Consider the following 17,455-nt stretch of genomic DNA (forward strand, 5'->3'; position numbering starts at 1 on the left):
GTTCCCGGAACCCGTCATAGACCGTGCGCCAATGCCCGAAATGGACAGGCAGCATCCGCCAGCCGCAGCCCGAGCGCACCAGATAGCGAACCGCGTTGATGACCTCCCGGAACTCAATCTCCCGCGGACGCCCGTGCCGACCGGGTTTCGGCATCAAGGGCGCCATCCGCTCCCATTCATCGTCCGTCAGATCCGAAGGATGGCGCTTTGTCTTCCGGGCGATCTCGGCGATTCGGCCCCGCTGCTCCGGCGTCCACATCCAGAGCTTGAATCACAGCAAGCCACGCAACGGAACCCCGCAAACCCGATTTTCAAAACAGGCTCTCAACGCCACGATTGAAGCAGCCCGTGCCGGTGAGGCAGGCAGTGGTTTGGGGATCGTTGCGCAAGAGGTGAACCGAATGGGATAGATCTCCCTCCGGCACGCATCGAAAGATGCCTGCGAACGTCGGGCCTCGAGACCCGTCAGGCGGCGCTCACCAACGGCCTGAAGGAAATCCATTCCAGCAACCAGCATATCCAGACGAACGCGCGGCGCCTGGTCGAGATCATGGGCATGCAATCCGGCTGACGCCGGATGGAGCTCCGTTCGGCCACATCGCCTGAGGGGCGCAGCTCTCCGGCAGGGGCTGGTTTCGCCTCGGGGATCTCCAGAACTGCGGCCCGCGTGCAGATCGTCGCCCTTGCCGGTCCGGTCCACAATTCGTTTGGTTTGGCAACGCTGCGCCCCCGGGCCGTTGCGGTGCCGAGGAGACGCCGAACGATGCTCCGTGGTCCCGGTGGCGCGGACAATACCGCTCGAGCGCCAGCATAGAGGACGCGTTGCAAATCGATGTACGGACGATCTTGTGCGCGATCGCAACTGGCCGGACCATCACGCTCTCCGCAAAACCCCTTAAGTGCGAACACGATTTGCGGGGCGGCGCAGCAAATTGTTGATCTGCCGCAACTCCTGCGGGGGCGGTTTAGGGCTTGGTTCGCGGCCGACGGCACTTCTGCCGATTGAGGCCGGAACCATGGAACGTCAGTCAGCCATATCTCCGGGCGAACAGGGGAGAGCGCTCTGGCTCTCGACCATCGCCTTCACCGCCTGCTTCGCAGTCTGGACGATCTTCTCGATCATCGGCATCCGGATCAAGCAGGAGCTCGGGTTAAGCGAGACCCAGTTCGGCCTGCTCGTCGGAACGCCGATCCTGACGGGTTCGCTCATCCGCGTCGTGCTGGGCATCTGGACCGACTACTACGGCGGGCGGCGGATCTTCTCGCTGGTCATGCTCGCTGGTGCTGGGGCGACCTTCCTGCTGTCCTACGCACAAACCTACCCGCAGATGCTGCTCGCCGCACTCGGCGTCGGTATCGCAGGCGGCTCCTTCGCAGTCGGCGTCGCCTATGTCTCGCGCTGGTATCCAGCAGGCAAGCAGGGGACGGCGCTCGGCATCTTTGGGGCGGGCAATGTCGGTGCGGCGGTGACCAAGTTCGTCGCGCCCTTCGTGCTCATCGCCTATGGCTGGCAGAGCGTGGCGCAGATCTGGGCGGCCGGGCTCGTCGTCATGGCCGTGCTGTTCTGGTTGGGAACCGCGGACGACCCCGTCATCGTCGAGCGGCGGCGCACCGGCGAGCGGCCGAAAAGCGCCTGGCTGGAACTTGAGCCGCTCAAGAACGCCCAGGTCTGGCGCTTCTCGCTCTACTACTTCTTCGTCTTCGGCGCCTTCGTCGCGCTATCGCTGTGGCTGCCGCAATATCTGATCGGCGTCTACGGGCTCGACATCAAGGCTGCGGGCATGATCGCCGCCTTCTATTCGGTTCCGGCCTCGATCTTCCGCGCCTATGGCGGCCATCTCTCGGACAAGTACGGCGCAAGGCGCGTCATGTACTGGACCTTCCTGGTCTCGATCGGCTGTACCTTCCTCCTGAGCTATCCCCCGACCGATTATGTCGTGAAGGGCATCTCCGGGCCGATCGCCTTCCACACCGAGGTCAGCCTGCCGGTCTTCATCGGCCTCGTCTTTACGCTCGGCTTCTTCATGAGCCTCGGCAAGGCGGCCGTGTTCAAGCATATCCCGGTCTATTATCCGCAGAATGTCGGCGCGGTCGGCGGCCTCGTCGGCATGATCGGCGGCCTCGGCGGCTTCATCCTGCCGATCGCCTTTGGCGTGCTCAATGACCTGACCGGGATCTGGACGAGCTGCTTCATGCTGCTCTTCCTGATCGTGACGGTCTCCCTCGTCTGGATGCACACGGCCGTCCGCACCATGGAGGAAGGCGTTGCCGGCAAGGAACTGGCCAGGCTGCCGCAGCTGCCCGAGATGCAGCCGATCCATTCGCCGGAGATCGCCGATGCTCTGACCGGCAAGACGCTGCAGGACTGGCGCCCGGAAGACTCGCAGTTCTGGGCGCAGAGCGGGCGCGCCATCGCCCGCCGCAACCTCTACATTTCGATCCCCAGCCTGCTGCTCTCCTTCGCGGTCTGGATGGTGTGGTCGGTCGTCGTGGCGAAGCTGCCGACCGTGGGCTTCAAGTTCAGCACGGACCAGCTCTTCTGGCTGGCGGCGCTGCCGGGCCTGTCGGGCGCGACGCTGCGGGTGTTCTACGCCTTCATGCCGCCGATCTTCGGCGGGCGGCTGTGGACCACGGTCGCGACCTGGTCGCTGATGCTGCCGGCGGTGGGCATCGGCTACGCGGTGCGCGATCCGAGCACGCCCTATGTCGTCTTCCTCGGGCTCGCGCTGCTTTGCGGCCTGGGCGGCGGCAACTTCGCCTCCTCCATGGCCAACATCTCGTTCTTCTTCCCGAAATCCGAGAAGGGCAACGCGCTCGCGCTTAATGCCGGGCTCGGCAATCTCGGCGTCAGCGTGGTTCAGTTCGTGATCCCGCTCGTCATCACCGCCGGCGTGTTCGGCTCGCTCGGCGGCGAGCCGCAGCTCTCGACCGAGGCGGGCAGGACCAGCCAGCTCTGGCTGCAGAACGCCGGCTTCATCTGGGTGCCCTTCATCGCGGCGTCCGCTTTCGCCGCCTGGTTCGGCATGAACGACATCGCCTCGATGAAGGCTTCCTTCTCCGAGCAGGCGGTGATCTTCCGGCGCCGGCACAACTGGATCATGTGCTGGCTCTACACCGGCACCTTCGGCTCCTTCATCGGCTACTCCGCCGCATTCCCGCTCGTCACCAAGACGCAGTTCCCGGAGATCAACGCCCTGCAGCTCGCCTTCCTCGGCCCGCTGGTCGGCGCGCTCTCGCGCTCCTTCACCGGCTGGATCGCCGATCGCTTCGGCGGCGGGCGGGTGACGCTCTGGGTCTTCATCCTGATGATGGCCGGCGTCGGCGGCGTCCTCTACGGACTGTCGCAGCACAGCTTCCCGATCTTCTTCGCCAGCTTCCTGGCGCTGTTCTTCGCGACCGGCGTCGGCAACGCCTCCACCTTCCAGATGATCCCGGCGATCATGCGCAGGGAGATCGGGCGGCTCGAACCGCAGCTCGCCCCCGGCGAGCAGGTCAAGCAGGCCGAGAAGGAATCGGCGGCGATCATTGGCTTTACCTCGGCGGTTGCGGCCTATGGCGCCTTCTTCATCCCCAAGGCCTATGGCTCCTCGCTCGCGCTGACGGGCGGAATCGAGGCGGCGCTCTACGGCTTCCTCGGCTTCTACGTCACCTGCGTGCTCCTGACCTGGGCGGTCTACACGCGCCGCGGCGGCCTGCTCTGGGATGTCGAGCGCGGCCGCTCCGCCAACGCGATCGTGGCCCAACCGGCCCGCTGAACCCCGCGGAGGTCCGGGCCGCAGCCTGGTCCGGGCCTCCGCAAGACTACTTAGGAAAAACTCTAGATGGGCCCTGGGGCCCGGCCCGGCTACCACCAGCGCTAGCGTTCCCTCGCTCCAGAGGACGGCTTCGCGCCTGAGGCCGAAAGGACTTGAGATGAGCCACTTTCTCGACCGACTGACCTTCTTCAACCGGGTCGTCGACGATTTCTCGGACGGCCACGGCATCACTACCAACGAGGACCGGCGCTGGGAGGACGGCTACCGGAAACGCTGGCAGCACGACAAGATCGTGCGCTCGACCCATGGCGTGAACTGCACCGGCTCCTGCTCGTGGAAGGTCTACGTCAAGGGCGGGATCGTCACCTGGGAGACGCAGCAGACCGACTATCCGCGCACCCGGCCCGAACTGCCCAACCATGAACCGCGCGGCTGCGCCCGCGGCGCCTCCTATTCCTGGTATCTCTACTCGGCCAACCGGGTGAAATATCCGCTGATCCGCTCGCGGCTGCTCAAGCTCTGGCGCGAGGCGCGCGTGCTGATGACGCCGGTCGCGGCCTGGGCCTCCATCGTCGAGAACCCGCAGAAGCGCGCGGCCTACACCACCAGGCGCGGCCATGGTGGCCTCGTGCGGGCAAGCTGGGACGAGGTCAACGAGATCATCGGGGCGGCCAACGCCTATACGACGAAGACCTACGGCCCCGACCGCGTCTTCGGCTTCTCGCCGATCCCGGCGATGTCGATGGTCTCCTACGCAGCCGGCGCGCGCTATCTCTCGCTGCTCGGCGGCGTCTGCATGTCGTTCTACGACTGGTATTGCGACCTGCCGCCCGCTTCCCCGCAGACCTGGGGCGAACAGACGGACGTGCCGGAATCGGCCGACTGGTACAATTCCGGCTTCCTCATCCTGTGGGGCTCGAACGTGCCCCAGACCCGCACGCCCGACGCCCATTTCTACACCGAGGCGCGCTATCGCGGCGCCAAGAGCGTGGTGATCTGCCCCGACTATTCGGAAGCCTCGAAATTCGCCGATCTGTGGGTCTCGGTGAAGCAGGGCACGGATGCCGCGCTCGGCATGGCGATGGGCCATGTCATCCTGCGCGAGTTCCATGTCGACCGGCAGGTGCCGTACTTCACCGACTACGCCAAGCGCTACACCGATATGCCGATGCTGGTCCGGCTGGTGGAGCAGGACGGCAAGCTGGTGCCCGAGCGCTTCCTGCGTGCGAGCGATCTCGACGGCGGCCTCGGCGAGGCCAACAATCCGGAATGGAAGACGCTGTCCTTCGATGCGGCGAGCGGCGAGCTCGTGGCGCCGCTCGGTTCCGTCGGCTTCCGCTGGGGCGAGAAGGGCAAATGGAACCTCGAGGCCAAGCGCTCGGACGGCGCCCCCGTCGATCTGCGCCTCTCGCTCTACGATGTCGCCGACGGCTTCGAGAACGTTGCCTTCCCCTATTTCGGCAATATCGAGCACGATCACTTCACCGGGACGGATCATGCGAGCGTGCTGGAGCGCCGCGTCCCGGTGAAGAAGCTGCAGCTCGCCGAAGGCGAGGCGCTGGTCGCCACCGTCTACGACCTGTTCCTGGCCAATTACGGCGTCGACCGCTTCGGCGGCGACAACGTCGCCAAGTCCTATGACGAGGACGTGCCCTATACTCCGGCCTGGGCCGAGAAGATCACCGGCGTGCCGCGCGATCAGATCATCACGGTCGCGCGCGAATTCGCCCGCAACGCCGAAAAGACCAATGGTCGCTCGATGATCATCATCGGCGCGGCGATGAACCATTGGTACCACATGGACATGAACTACCGCGGCGCCATCAACATGCTGGTCATGTGTGGCTGCGTCGGTCAGTCGGGGGGCGGCTGGTCGCATTATGTGGGCCAGGAGAAGCTCAGGCCGCAATCGGGCTGGGCCCCGCTCGCCTTCGCGCTCGACTGGGGCCGGCCGAGCCGGCAGCAGAACTCGACCTCCTGCTTCTATGCCCATACCGACCAGTGGCGCTACGAGACGCTGGACGTGAAGGAGATCCTCTCGCCGACGGCGCCGGCCGGCCCGTGGGACGGGGCCATCATCGATTACAACATCCGGGCGGAACGGATGGGCTGGCTGCCCTCGGCGCCGCAGCTCGAGCAGAACCCGCTCGGCCTCGCCGCCAAGGCCAAAGCCGCCGGGCTGGAGCCCAAGGACTATGTCGCGAAGAGCCTGAAATCGGGCGAGCTGCGCCTGTCCTGCGAGGACCCCGACAATCCGAAGAACTGGCCGCGCAACCTCTTCGTCTGGCGCTCGAACCTGCTGGGCTCATCCGGCAAGGGCCACGAGTATTTCCTCAAGCACCTGCTCGGAACGAGCCATGGCGTGCTCGGCAAGGATCTCGGCGAGCAGGGCCGCCAGAAGGCGCGCGAGGTCGTCTGGCACGACGAGGCGCCGGAAGGGAAGCTCGACCTGCTGGTCACGCTCGACTTCCGCATGTCGACCACCTGCGTCTATTCCGACATCGTGCTGCCGACCGCGACCTGGTACGAGAAGGACGATCTCAACACCTCCGACATGCACCCCTTCATCCATCCGCTGACGGCGGCGGTGGATCCGGTCTGGGAGTCGCGCTCGGACTGGGAGATCTACAAGGGCATCGCCGCCAGCTTCTCGAAGGTGGCGCCCGAGGTGCTCGGCGTCGAGCAGGACGTGGTGCTGAGCCCGATCATGCACGACACGCCGGCCGAGATCGCCCAGCCCTTCGACGTCAAGGACTGGAAGAAGGGCGAGGTCGATCCGGTTCCCGGCAAGACCATGCCGAGCATCACCGTGGTCGAGCGCGACTATCCCAATCTCTACAAGCGCTTCACCTCGCTCGGTCCGCTAATGTCCAAGATCGGCAATGGCGGCAAGGGCATGGTCTGGAACACCGAGCACGAGGTCGAGCTGCTCAAGGAGCTCAACGGCGTCGTCGCCGAGGAGGGGCCGACCAAGGGGCTGGCGCGGATCGAGACGGCGATCGACGCCTGCGAGGTCCTGCTGATGCTGGCGCCCGAGACCAATGGCGAAGTCGCGGTCAAGGCCTGGGAAAGCCTCGGCAAGGCGACCGGCCGCGAGCATGAGCATCTCGCCCTGCCGAAGGAGGACGAGAAGATTCGCTTCCGCGACGTGGTCGCGCAGCCGCGCAAGATCATCTCCTCGCCGATCTGGTCGGGGCTGGAGTCGGAGAAGGTCTGCTACAACGCCTGCTACACCAACGTCCACGAGCTGATCCCGTGGCGGACGCTGACAGGGCGCCAGCAGCTCTATCAGGACCATCTCTGGATGCGGGCCTTCGGCGAGGGTTTCTGCGTCTACCGCCCGCCGGTCGATCTCAAGACGATCACGCCGGTCCAGGGCAAGGTCGCCAACGGCAATCCGGAGATCGTGCTGAACTTCATCACGCCGCACCAGAAATGGGGCATCCACTCCACCTATTCCGACAACCTGCTGATGCTGACGCTCAACCGCGGCGGGCCGGTGGTCTGGATCTCGGAGCGGGACGCGGCGAAGGCCGGCATCGTCGATAACGACTGGATCGACGTCTTCAACGTCAATGGCGCCATCTCGGCACGGGCAGTGGTCTCCCAGCGCGTCAAGGACGGCATGTGCATGATGTACCATGCGCAGGAGAAGATCGTGAACACGCCCGGCTCCGGCATCACAGGGCAGCGCGGCGGCATCCATAATTCGGTCACCCGCGCCGTCCTGAAGCCGACCCACATGATCGGCGGCTACGCGCAGCTCTCCTACGGCTTCAACTACTATGGAACCGTCGGTTCGAATCGCGACGAGTTCGTCGTCGTCCGCAAGATGAGCTCGGTCGACTGGCTGGAAGGCCCCTTCGACGAGGGCAGCGCCAGGCGCGGCCCCAAGCTTCACGCCGCCGAGTAAGAGGATATCGACATGAAAGTCCGCGCTCAGATCGCGATGGTGCTGAATCTCGACAAGTGCATCGGCTGCCACACCTGCTCGGTGACCTGCAAGAACGTCTGGACCAATCGCGAAGGCATGGAATACGCGTGGTTCAACAACGTCGAGACCAAGCCCGGCATCGGCTATCCCAAGCAATGGGAGAACCAGGACAAGTGGAACGGTGGCTGGCGCCGCCGCAAGGATGGCCGGATCGAGCCGCGGATCGGCTCGAAATGGCGGGTCCTGGCGAAGATCTTCGCCAATCCCGATCTGCCGGAGATCGACGACTATTACGAGCCGTTCGACTTCGACTACGGGCACCTGCAGAAGGCGCCCGAGCTCCAGACCTTCCCCACCGCCCGCCCGCGCTCGAAGATCACCGGCGAGCGGATGGAGAAGATCGAGTGGGGGCCGAACTGGGAGGAGATCCTCGGCGGCGAGTTCTCGAAGCGCAAGCTCGACAAGAACTTCGAGGGCGTCGAGGAGGAAATCTACGGCCAGTTCGAAAACACCTTCATGATGTATCTGCCGAGGCTGTGCGAGCACTGCCTCAACCCGGCCTGCGTCTCGGCCTGCCCCTCGGGCGCGATCTACAAGCGCGAGGAGGACGGCGTTGTCCTGATCGATCAGGACAAGTGCCGCGGCTGGCGCATGTGCGTCTCGGCCTGCCCCTACAAGAAGATCTACTACAACTGGTCTTCCGGTAAGTCGGAGAAGTGCACGCTCTGCTATCCGCGCCTCGAGGCGGGCATGCCGACAGTGTGTTCCGAAACCTGCGTCGGCCGCATCCGCTATCTCGGCGTGATCCTCTACGACGCCGACCGGATCGAGGCTGCCGCCTCGACCGAGAACGAGCAGGACCTCTACGACGAGCAGCTCGGCATCTTCCTCGACCCGCGCGACCCGGCGGTGATCGAGGCGGCCCGGCGCGAGGGCGTGCCCGAAGCCTGGCTGGAAGCCGCCAGGCGCTCGCCGGTCTACAAGATGGCGATCGAGTGGAAAATCGCCTTCCCGCTTCATCCCGAATACCGGACGCTGCCGATGGTCTGGTACGTGCCGCCGCTCTCGCCGATCACCTCGGCGGCGTCGGCCGGCAAGATCGGGATCGACGGCGAGATGCCGGACGTCAAGAGCCTGCGCATTCCGGTCAAGTACCTCGCGAACCTGCTCACCGCGGGCAAGGAACAGCCGATCGTCACCGGGCTGGAGCGCATGCTCGCGATGCGGGCCTATATGCGGGCCAAGACCATCGACGGCGTCATCGACGAAAAGCTGGCACGGGACGTCGGCCTGTCCGCCGCGCAGGTCGAGGAGATGTACCGGATCATGGCGATCGCGAATTACGAGGATCGCTTCGTCATCCCGACCAACCATCGCGAGATGGGGATCGAGGACGCCTATGATCTGCGTGGCTCCTGCGGCTTCTCCTTCGGCAATGGCTGCGCCGGCGGCACGAGCGGCACCAACCTGTTCGGTTCGCCCAAGCCGGCCAAGACGCCGATGGAAGTCGGCTGATGCAATCCGCTTCCCGCAACCCGCCCCCGCGGTGGGCTGCGGATTTCGCCCGAATCCCGTTTGCCGCAGCTCAATGTCGCGCCTTTCGCAAGCCGGTAACGTGCCGGCAGCGCTCGGCGAGCGAGCCGCCCGGAGACATCAGATGAAAACCCTCAAGGCCTTCTCCGCCCTGCTGAACTATCCGGGCCGGGATCTGATGGCCGCGATTCCGGAGATCCGTTCCGTGCTGGCGGAAGAGAGCGTCGTCGATCCGGCGTCGCTGGAGCCGCTGCTGCGCATGCTGGAGGAGACGGACGTCTACGATGCGCAGGAGCGCTATGTGATGCTCTTCGACCGGACGCGCTCCCTGTCGCTGCATCTGTTCGAGCATGTCCATGGCGAAAGCCGCGACCGCGGCCAGGCCATGGTCGACCTGAAGAGCGTCTACGAGGCTGCCGGCTTCGTCATCGAGGGCACGGAACTGCCGGATTTCGTGCCGCTCTTCCTCGAATACTGCTCGCTGCTGCCGGAGCAGGAGGCGAGGGCGGTGCTGGCCGATCCGGCCCATGTCATGACGGTGCTCGGCGAGCGGCTGCGCAAGCGGGAATCGCCCTATGCCGTCGTGTTCGAGGCGTTAGTCGCGCTCGCGGCGACGAAGCCCGCGCCGGAGGTGTTCGAGGCGATCGTGCCCGAGACGGAGCAGGATCCGAACGACCTGGCTGCGCTGGATGCGGCCTGGGAGGACGAGGAAGTTCGCTTCGGCCCCGGCGCCGGCGCCGATTGCGGCGTCGAGAACCTCGCCGCCAAGCTGCGCCAGGCCAAGCGGCCGGCCCCCGGGCTGGACGCTGCCACCGTGCGGCGGCCCAAGACCCGCTTCACCTATGCGTCACCCCGCGATTGAGGAGCTGCCGTCATGAACGCGACGCTCAACCATATCCTGTTCGGCTGGTATCCCTATTTCGCCCTGACGGTCTTCCTGCTCGGATCGCTGGTGCGTTTCGAGCGTGAGCAATACAGCTGGAAGGCGGATTCGAGCCAGCTCCTGCGCCGCAGGCAGCTCGTCGCCGGCTCCGTCCTGTTCCATGTCGGCGTGCTCGTGATCTTCCTCGGCCATGCCGGCGGGCTTCTGACCCCGATCGCCATCTTCGACGCGCTGGGCATCTCGCACGGCTTCAAGCAGGGGCTCGCGATCGTCGTCGGCGGGCTGGCCGGCGTGATGTGCTTCCTCGGCCTGACCCTGCTGCTCCACCGCCGCCTGTTCGATCCGCGGATCCGCAAGACCTCGTCCTTCTCGGACATCGCGGTGCTGCTGATGCTCTATGCCCAGCTCATCCTCGGCCTTGTCACCATTCCGCTGTCGCTCGGCCATATGGACGGGCATGAGATGGTCAAGTTCATGAACTGGGCCCAGGGGACGCTCACCCTGCAGCCGGGCGCCTCGGCCTATGTCGCCGACGTGCACCCGATCTTCAAGGCGCATCTCCTGCTGGGCATGACGATCTTCCTCGTCTTTCCGTTCACCCGCCTGGTCCACATCTGGTCGGCGCCGGTCTGGTATCTCGGCCGGACGGGCTATCAGATCGTGCGCACCAAGAAGCGGCCCCTTGCCGGCCAGGGCGCGGTTCCCGCCCCGGTCCGTGCAACCCGCCGCTGAACGGCGCATCCGCATCGGCACGCAACCCATCCCGGGATATCCGTCATGTCGTCCTGCTCGGCCCAGCCGGTCACCGCAGCCCCGAAGGCTCCAATCAAGGTCAACGGAGCCGTGATCTCGCGGGCGATGATCTCGCGCGAGGTCCAGAACCATCCGGCCTCGTCGCCTGCCGCCGCCTGGAAGGCCGCGGCCCTGGCGCTGGTCATCCGCGAGGCCCTGAGCCAGGAGGTCGTCCGGCTCGGGATCGAGGCCGAGCCGATGACGGATGGGGAAGGCCGGCGCGAGACCGAGGACGAGGCACGGATGCGCGCCCTGGTCGAGCGGGACATCAGCGTCCCCGAGCCGACGGGGGAGGAGTGCCGGCGCTATTACGAGCGCAATGCCGGGCGCTTCCGCAGCTCCGATCTCTACGAGGCGTCGCATATCCTGTTCGCGGCGCGGGGGGACGATGCCGAGAGCTATGAGCGCGCGCGGCAGCAGGCCAGCGCCGCCATTGCCGAACTGGCGGCGGCGCCTGGCCGCTTCGCCGAGCTGGCGCGCCTGCATTCCGCCTGCCCCTCGGCCGAGCTCGGCGGCAATCTCGGCCAGATCGGCCGCGGCCAGACGACGCCGCTGTTCGAGAAGGCCCTGGCGGCGATGGAGCCGGGCATGATCGGCCGCGAGCCGGTGGAGACGCCCTATGGCTTCCACATCATCCGGCTCGACAGGGCCATTGCGGGCCGTCTGCTGCCTTTCGAGCTCGTGCGAGAGCGGATCGCGGCCTATCTCGGCGAGGCGGTGCTGCAGCGGGCGCAGGCGCAATATATCGCGCGGCTGCTCGGCAGCGCCCGGATCGAGGGCATCGACGTGCCGTCGCCGGGCGAACTCAACGTCCACTGAAAGGCGTTTGCCATGCTGCTCGGAGACATCATCTCCCGCCTCGACGACGAAGCCATGGCGATGCAGGCGCTGGTGGGGCTGGGCGATCTCGTGCTGCTGACCCAGGTCGAGACGGCTGCCGCGGCCGAAGGGCTCACGGCCGGCGGCTTCGCCGCCCGTGCCGTCAACCTCTTCTCCAACCAGGCTTCCGACGAGGATTGGGTCTCCCTGATCGGCGTCATGGGCCGGACCACCGATCCCGGCCAGGCCTGCCTGCGCAACATCCTGCACTTTGCCCTTCGTCCGCCGAAGGAAGCGGTTCATGCCTGCGGCCACGGTCACTGAGCTTTCCGCCGAGACCGACGCACTGGCACCGGTCCGCAGCGAGCTGCTGGCGCGCCCGCTCGAGTTCATCGTCGCCGAGCACCATCGCCTGCGCGACCTGTGCCGGCTGCTCGACGGCATCGCCGAAGCGCCCGGTTCCGCGACCATTCCCGCCGACGCCATCCTGCACTGCATCGAGCATGAGCTGCCGCTGCACGTCATCGACGAGGAGGAGGATCTGTTTCCGCTGATCCGCCGGCGTGCCAAGCCGCGCGACGGTGCGGAGCGGCTGCTCGGACTGCTCTCTCGGGAACATGCCGAGGATGACCGGCTCGCCGGGATCATCGCGGGCGGGCTGCGGGCGCGGGGAACGGCGGAGTGGGACGAGGCCGGTTTCCGCGCAGCCCTCGCCAGCTTCTCGCGCCGCCAGCGCCGCCATCTCACAGTGGAGAACGCGGTGCTGATTCCGCTGGCGGAGCTGCTGCTGACGGCGGGAGACCGCGACGGGCTGGCCCGGCGCATGGCGGCCCGGCGCGGCATCGTGCTCGGCGGGCGCGGCCATGGCTGAGGTTTCGATCCAGGCGCTGTTCGACCGCAATGTCGACTGGGCGATCGCCAAGACGCGCCAGGAGCCCGGCTATTTCCGCCGCCTCTCCGCCCTGCAGGAGCCGCGGTTCCTGTGGATCGGCTGCTCGGATTCGCGCGTGCCGGCCAACGAGATCGTCGGGCTCGATCCGGGCGAGCTCTTCGTCCATCGCAATATCGCCAATGTCATGCATACCGGCGACCTCAACCTGCTGTCGGTGATCGAGTTCGCGGTCGAGGCGCTGGGGGTGGAGGACATCATCGTCTGCGGCCATTACGGCTGCGGCGGCGTGCGCCGGGCGCTGGCGCGGCAGACCGGGGCGCTGGTCGACCATTGGCTCGCACCGGTGGTCGAGGTCTATGAGCGCGAGCGGGCCCGCTTCGACGCCGGTGCCAGCGACGAGGCCCGGCTCAACCTGCTCTGCGAACTCAATGTCGAGGCGCAGGTGGAGCGCGTCGCGCATACGCCGATCGTGCGGGCGGCCTGGGCCACGGGGCGCACCCTGCGCATCCATGGCTGGATCTACGGGCTGAAGGACGGGCTGGTGCGCGATCTCGGCGTCAGCCGCGACGGCCCCGACAAGGCGCAGGCCGAGCAGGCGCTGCTCGACCCGGGCCCCGTCGATGACTGGTCGGAGCATGTCCATGCCAGTGCGCTGCGCCTGCTCGGCGGCAAGGCGGCCTGCGGCTGCGATGCCGCGGGCGACCTGCGCAGCGAGGGCGTGCAGTGAAACGCAGCGCGCTCCGTCTCGCGAAACAAGGATGACAGGAGGTCGACCATGGACACCCACCCCGAGGAATGCGGCATCTTGGTTCTCGTGCATACGCGCGACGAGACGCCGGACCCGGTCATCGCTCAGGCGGTCGCGCGCCTCGAGGCCGGCGGCCTGAAGCCGCGCGGCCTGCTGCAGCATGGCGAGCCCGGCTGCGGCAAAGCCTGCGCGACGCTCTATCTCGACGATATCGGCATGCAGCGGCAGGTCTGCATCTTCGAGGATCGTGGCCCGCAGGCGCGCGGTTGCCGGCTCGACACGGCGGGCTTGACCGTCGCTGCCGGCTGGCTGCGCGAGGCTGTCGAGGCGCTGCCGGACGTGCTGTTCGTCAACCGCTTCGGCAAGCACGAAGGCGCGGGGCGGGGCCTGCGCGAGGAGATCGGCATGGCGGTTGCCGCGGGCATCCCGATCGTCATCGCCGTCAACCGCCAGTATCTGCGGCAGTGGCGGGCTTTCGCGGGCGAGACCTTCGCCACGCTGCCGCTCGATGCCGGCGAGATCGCGGGCTGGTGCCGCAGGGCGGTCGCCGGGGTCGAGGCCTGAGATCCGGGGGCGACCCCGCCTCATCCCGGCCTGTGCAGTTCCTCGCCGCCGCCGCACGCCAGGGCGTCCCTGATGCAGTCCGCCAGCGAACTATCCTCCAGCGGTTTTTCCAGAACCACCCGGCAGCCGCACAGAGACGCCCGCCGACGAATCTCGGGGGTGGCCTTTGCCGTGATCAGAATGGCGGGCAGCGCGATGGCGGCCTGCCGCAGGCGGCCGATCAGCGCCAGCCCGTCGAGCGAAGGCATGCAGTAGTCGATGACCATGCAGGCTCGCGCGGGCAGCTCCCGTTCCGCGAGCAGTTCCTCGCCGCTGCGAAAGGCCCGGACCTGGAAGCCTTCGAGCGCGAGGGAAAACGCCAGCGACTGCCGGACGGCATCGTCGTCGTCGACGATGATCACGCATCCTTCGGGAGACATCGGCGTGCCCTGCTCCGGCGATCCGCGGCTCGGATTGCGCCGGGATGGCAAGCCGGCAATCTGGGCCGGCCCAGCGCGGCATCCAAATCAGGAATACACCTTACGTGGGCCGCTCCCGACGGCGCGCTGCGATCTCAGGGGCGCCGTCGCCGACCAGCAAGGCGAAGCGAACGAGCTCGGGCAGGCTTGCAGCCCGCATCTTGGTCATGACATTGGCCCGGTAGATCTCGACCGTCCGGGGGCTGATGCCGAGCTCGTGCGCGATCACCTTGTTGGCCTTGCCTTCGACGAGACGGTCGAGCACCTGCTTCTCGCGCTCGCTCAGCGATTTGAGGCGCACCAGGATATCGATGCCCTGCGCCTCGCGCTGCGTCTTGCGCTGATGCCGGTCGAGGGCCGAGCGCACCGCGGCGAGCAGCAACTCGTCGTCGAAGGGCTTCTCGATGAAGTCGACCGCCCCCTCCTTCATCGCCTCGACGGCGAGCGACACATCCGCATGGCCGGTCATCACGATCACGGGAAGGCTGAAGCCGCGCATGGCAAGGCCGCGGAGGAATTCGATGCCGTCGATGCCCGGCATGCGCACATCGGTGATGATGCAGCCCGTCGGCGCCTCCCTGACGTTGTCGAGAAACTGGCTGGCGGATTCGTGCAGCCTGACCGGAAACCCGTCGGAAGCCAGCAGGAAAGAGAGCGACTGCCGGACAGCCAGATCATCATCGACAACATGGACGATGGCGTCACCCTGCATGAGCCAGCTCCTCCGGATCGACGGCGCGCAGTGAAAAGGTGAAGCAGGTTCCGCGTCCCCGCTCCGAGTCGGCCTGGATCTTTCCGCCATGCGCCTCGACGATGGTGCGGCAGATCGAGAGCCCGACGCCCATGCCATGCTGCTTGGTCGTGACGAAAGGCTGGAAGAGCTGGTCGACGATTTCCGGAGCCAGGCCCGTGCCGGTATCGCGGACCGAGATCTCCAGCATCTCCTCGCTGATGCGCCGGGTCTCGACCACCAGTTCGCGCCGCTTCGCGCCGTCCATCGCCTCGATCGCGTTGCGGATAAGGTTCAGCAGCACCTGCTGGATTTGGATGCGGTCGGCGAGCGTGAAGGCGGCGCGGGGGTCGAGGAGATAGGCGATGTGAACCCCCCTTTCCCGGGCGCCGACCATGGCCAGCGCGCTGGCCTCCTCGATCAGCTTGGCGAGAGGTTCGATCCGGCGCTCGCTTTCGCCGCGCTGCACGAACTCGCGCAGATGCCGGATCACTTGGCCGGCGCGCAGGGCCTGATCGGCCGCTTTCGTGACGCCGTCCTCCAGAAGGCGGGCGGTTCCGCCCTCCATGCGCTGGAGAATCCGGCGACACCCCTTCAGATAGTTCGCAATGGCCGTCAGCGGCTGGTTGATCTCATGGGCCAGCGTCGACGCCATCTCGCCCAGCGCCGTGAAGCGCGACATGTGGACGAGCTCGGACTGCAACTCCTGCAGGCGGGTTTCGGTCTTCTGCCGTTCCGTCAGATCGCGGATGAAGCCGGTGAAGTAGCGCCGGCCGCCGGAGTGCATCTCGCCGACGGCGAGTTCCATCGGAAAGGTCGAGCCATCCTTGCGCTGGCCGGCGACGACCCGCCCGATGCCGACGATCCTGCGCTCGCCGGTGACGAGATAGCGCTTGATGTAGCTGTCGTGATGATGCCGGTAGAGGCTGGGCATCAGTATCTTGACGTTTTCGCCGATCACCTCGCTGCGATCGTAGCCGAACTGCCGGACCGCTGCCGCGCTGAAGGACTGGATCCGGCCGCCCTCGTCGATCACGACGATGGCGTCGGGGATCGTCTCAAGAATGGAGCGCAGATGAGCCTCGCGGACCGTGTGGGCCTCTTCGGCCTGGAGTTGTTCGGAGATGTCGCGCAGGACGAGCGCATATCCGCCGGGGCTGCCGGGCTGGGCCTTCACGGGTGCGATCGAGAGCTGCGCGGTGAACGAGGCCCCGTCCCGGCGCCGGCAGATGCGCTGCGTCTCGGTCCTGCCGGCCTCCTGCGCCGCGGCGAGCAGGGAGGCTGTCGCGCCCGAATCCGCGGCAACGAAGAGGCATGCGAGGTCGCCGCCCAGAATCTCGGCCCGGCTCCACCCCGTGATCTGTTCGGCGCCGGCGTTCCAGCTTCCGATCCGGCCCGCCTCGTCGACGAAAGCCAGGCCGATTCCCGTCACCGCCTCGATGAGGACCTCAGCCCGTTTCGGAGATTCGATCTCACGGCTCAAAAGCAAGCTCTCCTGCCGGCTCCGGGTTCCCGGTTCATTCGTGTTTCGGCTAAGTCATCAGGTAAAATGCGAAGCTCATGTCTTGCGTTCGGAGTATCTGCCGGATTGCCTCCGATGCGTCATGATCTGCCGAGGGCAGTCATGCATGGCAACCAGCGCGGTCGCAGGAGTGTAGCCGCCGCAGGATGTCGAAAAGCCCCCTGATGACGTGAGAGTTTTACCCCGACCATGTCCACGGGCGGCATGAAACGCAGCGTAAGTTGTCAGGCGGGGGGCGTCTCGTCCTTGTTCTGTGTCAAAGAGCCAGGGGATGGCTGCGCTACTCTTCGCTATTCCTCTTGTAAGGGAGCGCATCATGCATCCGCGACTGCAAGGGCCGAGAACGACGCGGCGATGGCCCCGGTTCGAAAGGGTACGGCGCCAGGCCGGCTTGTTTCGCGAGATGATCGAGAGAGCAGGCGTCGACCCCGGAGTGGCAGCAAAGGAAGAGTTTGGGGGTGCTTTTGCTATGGCTGCCCGCCTTTGCCTGTCCTGCCCTCACGCCTGCGCCTGCCGCGACTGGCTCGATAGCGGTGCGCCTGGGCCGACACCGGAGTTTTGCCGGAACGCCGCCTATCTGGTCCGCGTCCGCAGGTCGCCCAGGCCGGGAAGAGAAGAGATTATCGATGCAGACACCTGATGGACTTTCTCCGTGATTTTGGAGAGCGTTTTCGAGTTTACGCGGCCTGCCTCTCGAACTGAAGCGGGCTGATGAAGTTGAGCGCGGAATGGCGCTGGACGGGATTGTAGAAGCTGTCGATTGCGGCGGCCGCCTCGGCGCGGGTCTGGAAGACGGTGCGCCAGACGAGTTCGCTCTTGAGCGTC

Annotated in this window: 16 protein-coding genes and 1 pseudogene; 12 read left to right on the top strand and 5 right to left on the bottom strand. The window is 66.4% G+C overall.

The genetic code is table 11. From position 1 onward, the window contains the following. Nucleotides 1-259 (bottom strand): transposase (locus Q0Q02_RS19775; protein WP_293812007.1); only part of this gene is annotated, 259 nt, incomplete at its 3' end. Between the two features lie 7 nt (nt 260-266). On the opposite strand from Q0Q02_RS19775, the gene Q0Q02_RS19780 reads away from it, so the two are divergent. The 11 genes and pseudogenes from Q0Q02_RS19780 to Q0Q02_RS19830 all read left to right on the top strand — a co-directional run bounded on the left by Q0Q02_RS19780 (nt 267) and on the right by Q0Q02_RS19830 (nt 13,920). Next, nucleotides 267-410, top strand: coding sequence for a methyl-accepting chemotaxis protein (locus Q0Q02_RS19780; protein WP_293812008.1), 144 nt, complete (start codon nt 267-269; stop codon nt 408-410). Nucleotides 411-1,016: 606 nt separating this feature from the next. Further along, nucleotides 1,017-3,755: an MFS transporter gene (locus tag Q0Q02_RS19785; protein ID WP_293812010.1), complete on the top strand. Its 2,739-nt coding sequence runs from the start codon at nt 1,017-1,019 to the stop codon at nt 3,753-3,755. 157 nt (nt 3,756-3,912) lie between these two features. After that, on the top strand, nt 3,913-7,668 hold the full coding sequence (locus Q0Q02_RS19790) for a nitrate reductase subunit alpha (RefSeq protein WP_293812012.1): 3,756 nt from the start codon (nt 3,913-3,915) through the stop codon (nt 7,666-7,668). 12 nt (nt 7,669-7,680) lie between these two features. Continuing rightward, complete coding sequence (gene narH / locus Q0Q02_RS19795) at nt 7,681-9,204, top strand: nitrate reductase subunit beta (protein ID WP_293812014.1); 1,524 nt, start codon at nt 7,681-7,683, stop codon at nt 9,202-9,204. A 142-nt stretch (nt 9,205-9,346) separates the two neighbouring features. After that, a complete protein-coding gene (gene narJ, locus Q0Q02_RS19800; RefSeq protein WP_293812016.1) occupies nt 9,347-10,084 on the top strand; it encodes a nitrate reductase molybdenum cofactor assembly chaperone in 738 nt (245 codons plus the stop codon). Between the two features lie 12 nt (nt 10,085-10,096). Beyond that, nucleotides 10,097-10,837 (top strand): respiratory nitrate reductase subunit gamma, encoded by a 741-nt coding sequence (narI, locus tag Q0Q02_RS19805; RefSeq protein WP_293812018.1) that lies wholly within the window; start codon nt 10,097-10,099, stop codon nt 10,835-10,837. Nucleotides 10,838-10,882: 45 nt separating this feature from the next. Further along, the gene (locus Q0Q02_RS19810) at nt 10,883-11,716 is read left to right on the top strand and encodes a peptidylprolyl isomerase (RefSeq protein ID WP_293812020.1); all 834 of its coding nucleotides are present in this window, start codon (nt 10,883-10,885) and stop codon (nt 11,714-11,716) included. A 12-nt stretch (nt 11,717-11,728) separates the two neighbouring features. Then, nucleotides 11,729-12,040 (top strand): hypothetical protein, encoded by a 312-nt coding sequence (locus Q0Q02_RS19815; protein ID WP_293812022.1) that lies wholly within the window; start codon nt 11,729-11,731, stop codon nt 12,038-12,040. Beyond that, entirely contained in the window at nt 12,018-12,587 is a 570-nt protein-coding gene (locus tag Q0Q02_RS19820) for a hemerythrin domain-containing protein (protein ID WP_293812024.1), read from the top strand. The genes Q0Q02_RS19815 and Q0Q02_RS19820 overlap by 23 nt, the downstream gene beginning before the upstream one ends. After that, nucleotides 12,580-13,164 (top strand): annotated as a pseudogene (locus tag Q0Q02_RS19825) (carbonic anhydrase); the annotation flags it as partial. The gene Q0Q02_RS19820 and the pseudogene Q0Q02_RS19825, both read left to right, overlap by 8 nt. Before the next feature lie 219 nt (nt 13,165-13,383). After that, nucleotides 13,384-13,920 (top strand): DUF2478 domain-containing protein, encoded by a 537-nt coding sequence (locus tag Q0Q02_RS19830; protein ID WP_293812028.1) that lies wholly within the window; start codon nt 13,384-13,386, stop codon nt 13,918-13,920. A gap of 20 nt (nt 13,921-13,940) precedes the next feature. Here the strand turns inward: Q0Q02_RS19830 and Q0Q02_RS19835 are convergent, their stop codons facing one another. The 3 genes from Q0Q02_RS19835 to Q0Q02_RS19845 all read right to left on the bottom strand — a co-directional run bounded on the left by Q0Q02_RS19835 (nt 13,941) and on the right by Q0Q02_RS19845 (nt 16,591). Further along, on the bottom strand, nt 13,941-14,321 hold the full coding sequence (locus Q0Q02_RS19835; protein ID WP_293812030.1) for a response regulator: 381 nt from the start codon (nt 14,319-14,321) through the stop codon (nt 13,941-13,943). Between the two features lie 118 nt (nt 14,322-14,439). Then, nucleotides 14,440-15,090, bottom strand: coding sequence for a response regulator FixJ (fixJ, locus tag Q0Q02_RS19840; protein WP_293812031.1), 651 nt, complete (start codon nt 15,088-15,090; stop codon nt 14,440-14,442). Continuing rightward, entirely contained in the window at nt 15,080-16,591 is a 1,512-nt protein-coding gene (locus Q0Q02_RS19845) for a PAS domain S-box protein (RefSeq protein ID WP_293812033.1), read from the bottom strand. Before Q0Q02_RS19845 ends, fixJ begins: the two co-directional genes overlap by 11 nt. Nucleotides 16,592-16,946: 355 nt before the next feature. Between Q0Q02_RS19845 and Q0Q02_RS23840 the strand changes: the two genes are divergently transcribed. After that, the gene (locus Q0Q02_RS23840; protein WP_367275047.1) at nt 16,947-17,270 is read left to right on the top strand and encodes a DUF6455 family protein; all 324 of its coding nucleotides are present in this window, start codon (nt 16,947-16,949) and stop codon (nt 17,268-17,270) included. Between the two features lie 37 nt (nt 17,271-17,307). On the opposite strand, the gene Q0Q02_RS19850 is transcribed toward Q0Q02_RS23840, so the two are convergent. After that, nucleotides 17,308-17,455, bottom strand: a 148-nt coding sequence (locus Q0Q02_RS19850) for an IS3 family transposase (RefSeq protein ID WP_367275048.1), incomplete at its 5' end; no start/stop codon positions are given.

The organism is uncultured Allobosea sp. (assembly GCF_945956895.1).
Classification (GTDB): Bacteria; Pseudomonadota; Alphaproteobacteria; order Rhizobiales; family Beijerinckiaceae; genus Allobosea.

Coding starts and splice junctions, on each gene's coding strand:
- Q0Q02_RS23840 (WP_367275047.1), top strand. CDS start 16,947: ATGCATCCGCGACTGCAAGGGCCGAGAACGACGCGGCGATGGCCCCGG.
- narJ (WP_293812016.1), top strand. CDS start 9,347: ATGAAAACCCTCAAGGCCTTCTCCGCCCTGCTGAACTATCCGGGCCGG.
- Q0Q02_RS19790 (WP_293812012.1), top strand. CDS start 3,913: ATGAGCCACTTTCTCGACCGACTGACCTTCTTCAACCGGGTCGTCGAC.
- Q0Q02_RS19820 (WP_293812024.1), top strand. CDS start 12,018: ATGCCTGCGGCCACGGTCACTGAGCTTTCCGCCGAGACCGACGCACTG.
- Q0Q02_RS19830 (WP_293812028.1), top strand. CDS start 13,384: ATGGACACCCACCCCGAGGAATGCGGCATCTTGGTTCTCGTGCATACG.
- Q0Q02_RS19810 (WP_293812020.1), top strand. CDS start 10,883: ATGTCGTCCTGCTCGGCCCAGCCGGTCACCGCAGCCCCGAAGGCTCCA.
- narH (WP_293812014.1), top strand. CDS start 7,681: ATGAAAGTCCGCGCTCAGATCGCGATGGTGCTGAATCTCGACAAGTGC.
- narI (WP_293812018.1), top strand. CDS start 10,097: ATGAACGCGACGCTCAACCATATCCTGTTCGGCTGGTATCCCTATTTC.
- Q0Q02_RS19785 (WP_293812010.1), top strand. CDS start 1,017: ATGGAACGTCAGTCAGCCATATCTCCGGGCGAACAGGGGAGAGCGCTC.
- Q0Q02_RS19815 (WP_293812022.1), top strand. CDS start 11,729: ATGCTGCTCGGAGACATCATCTCCCGCCTCGACGACGAAGCCATGGCG.
- fixJ (WP_293812031.1), bottom strand. CDS start 15,090: ATGCAGGGTGACGCCATCGTCCATGTTGTCGATGATGATCTGGCTGTC.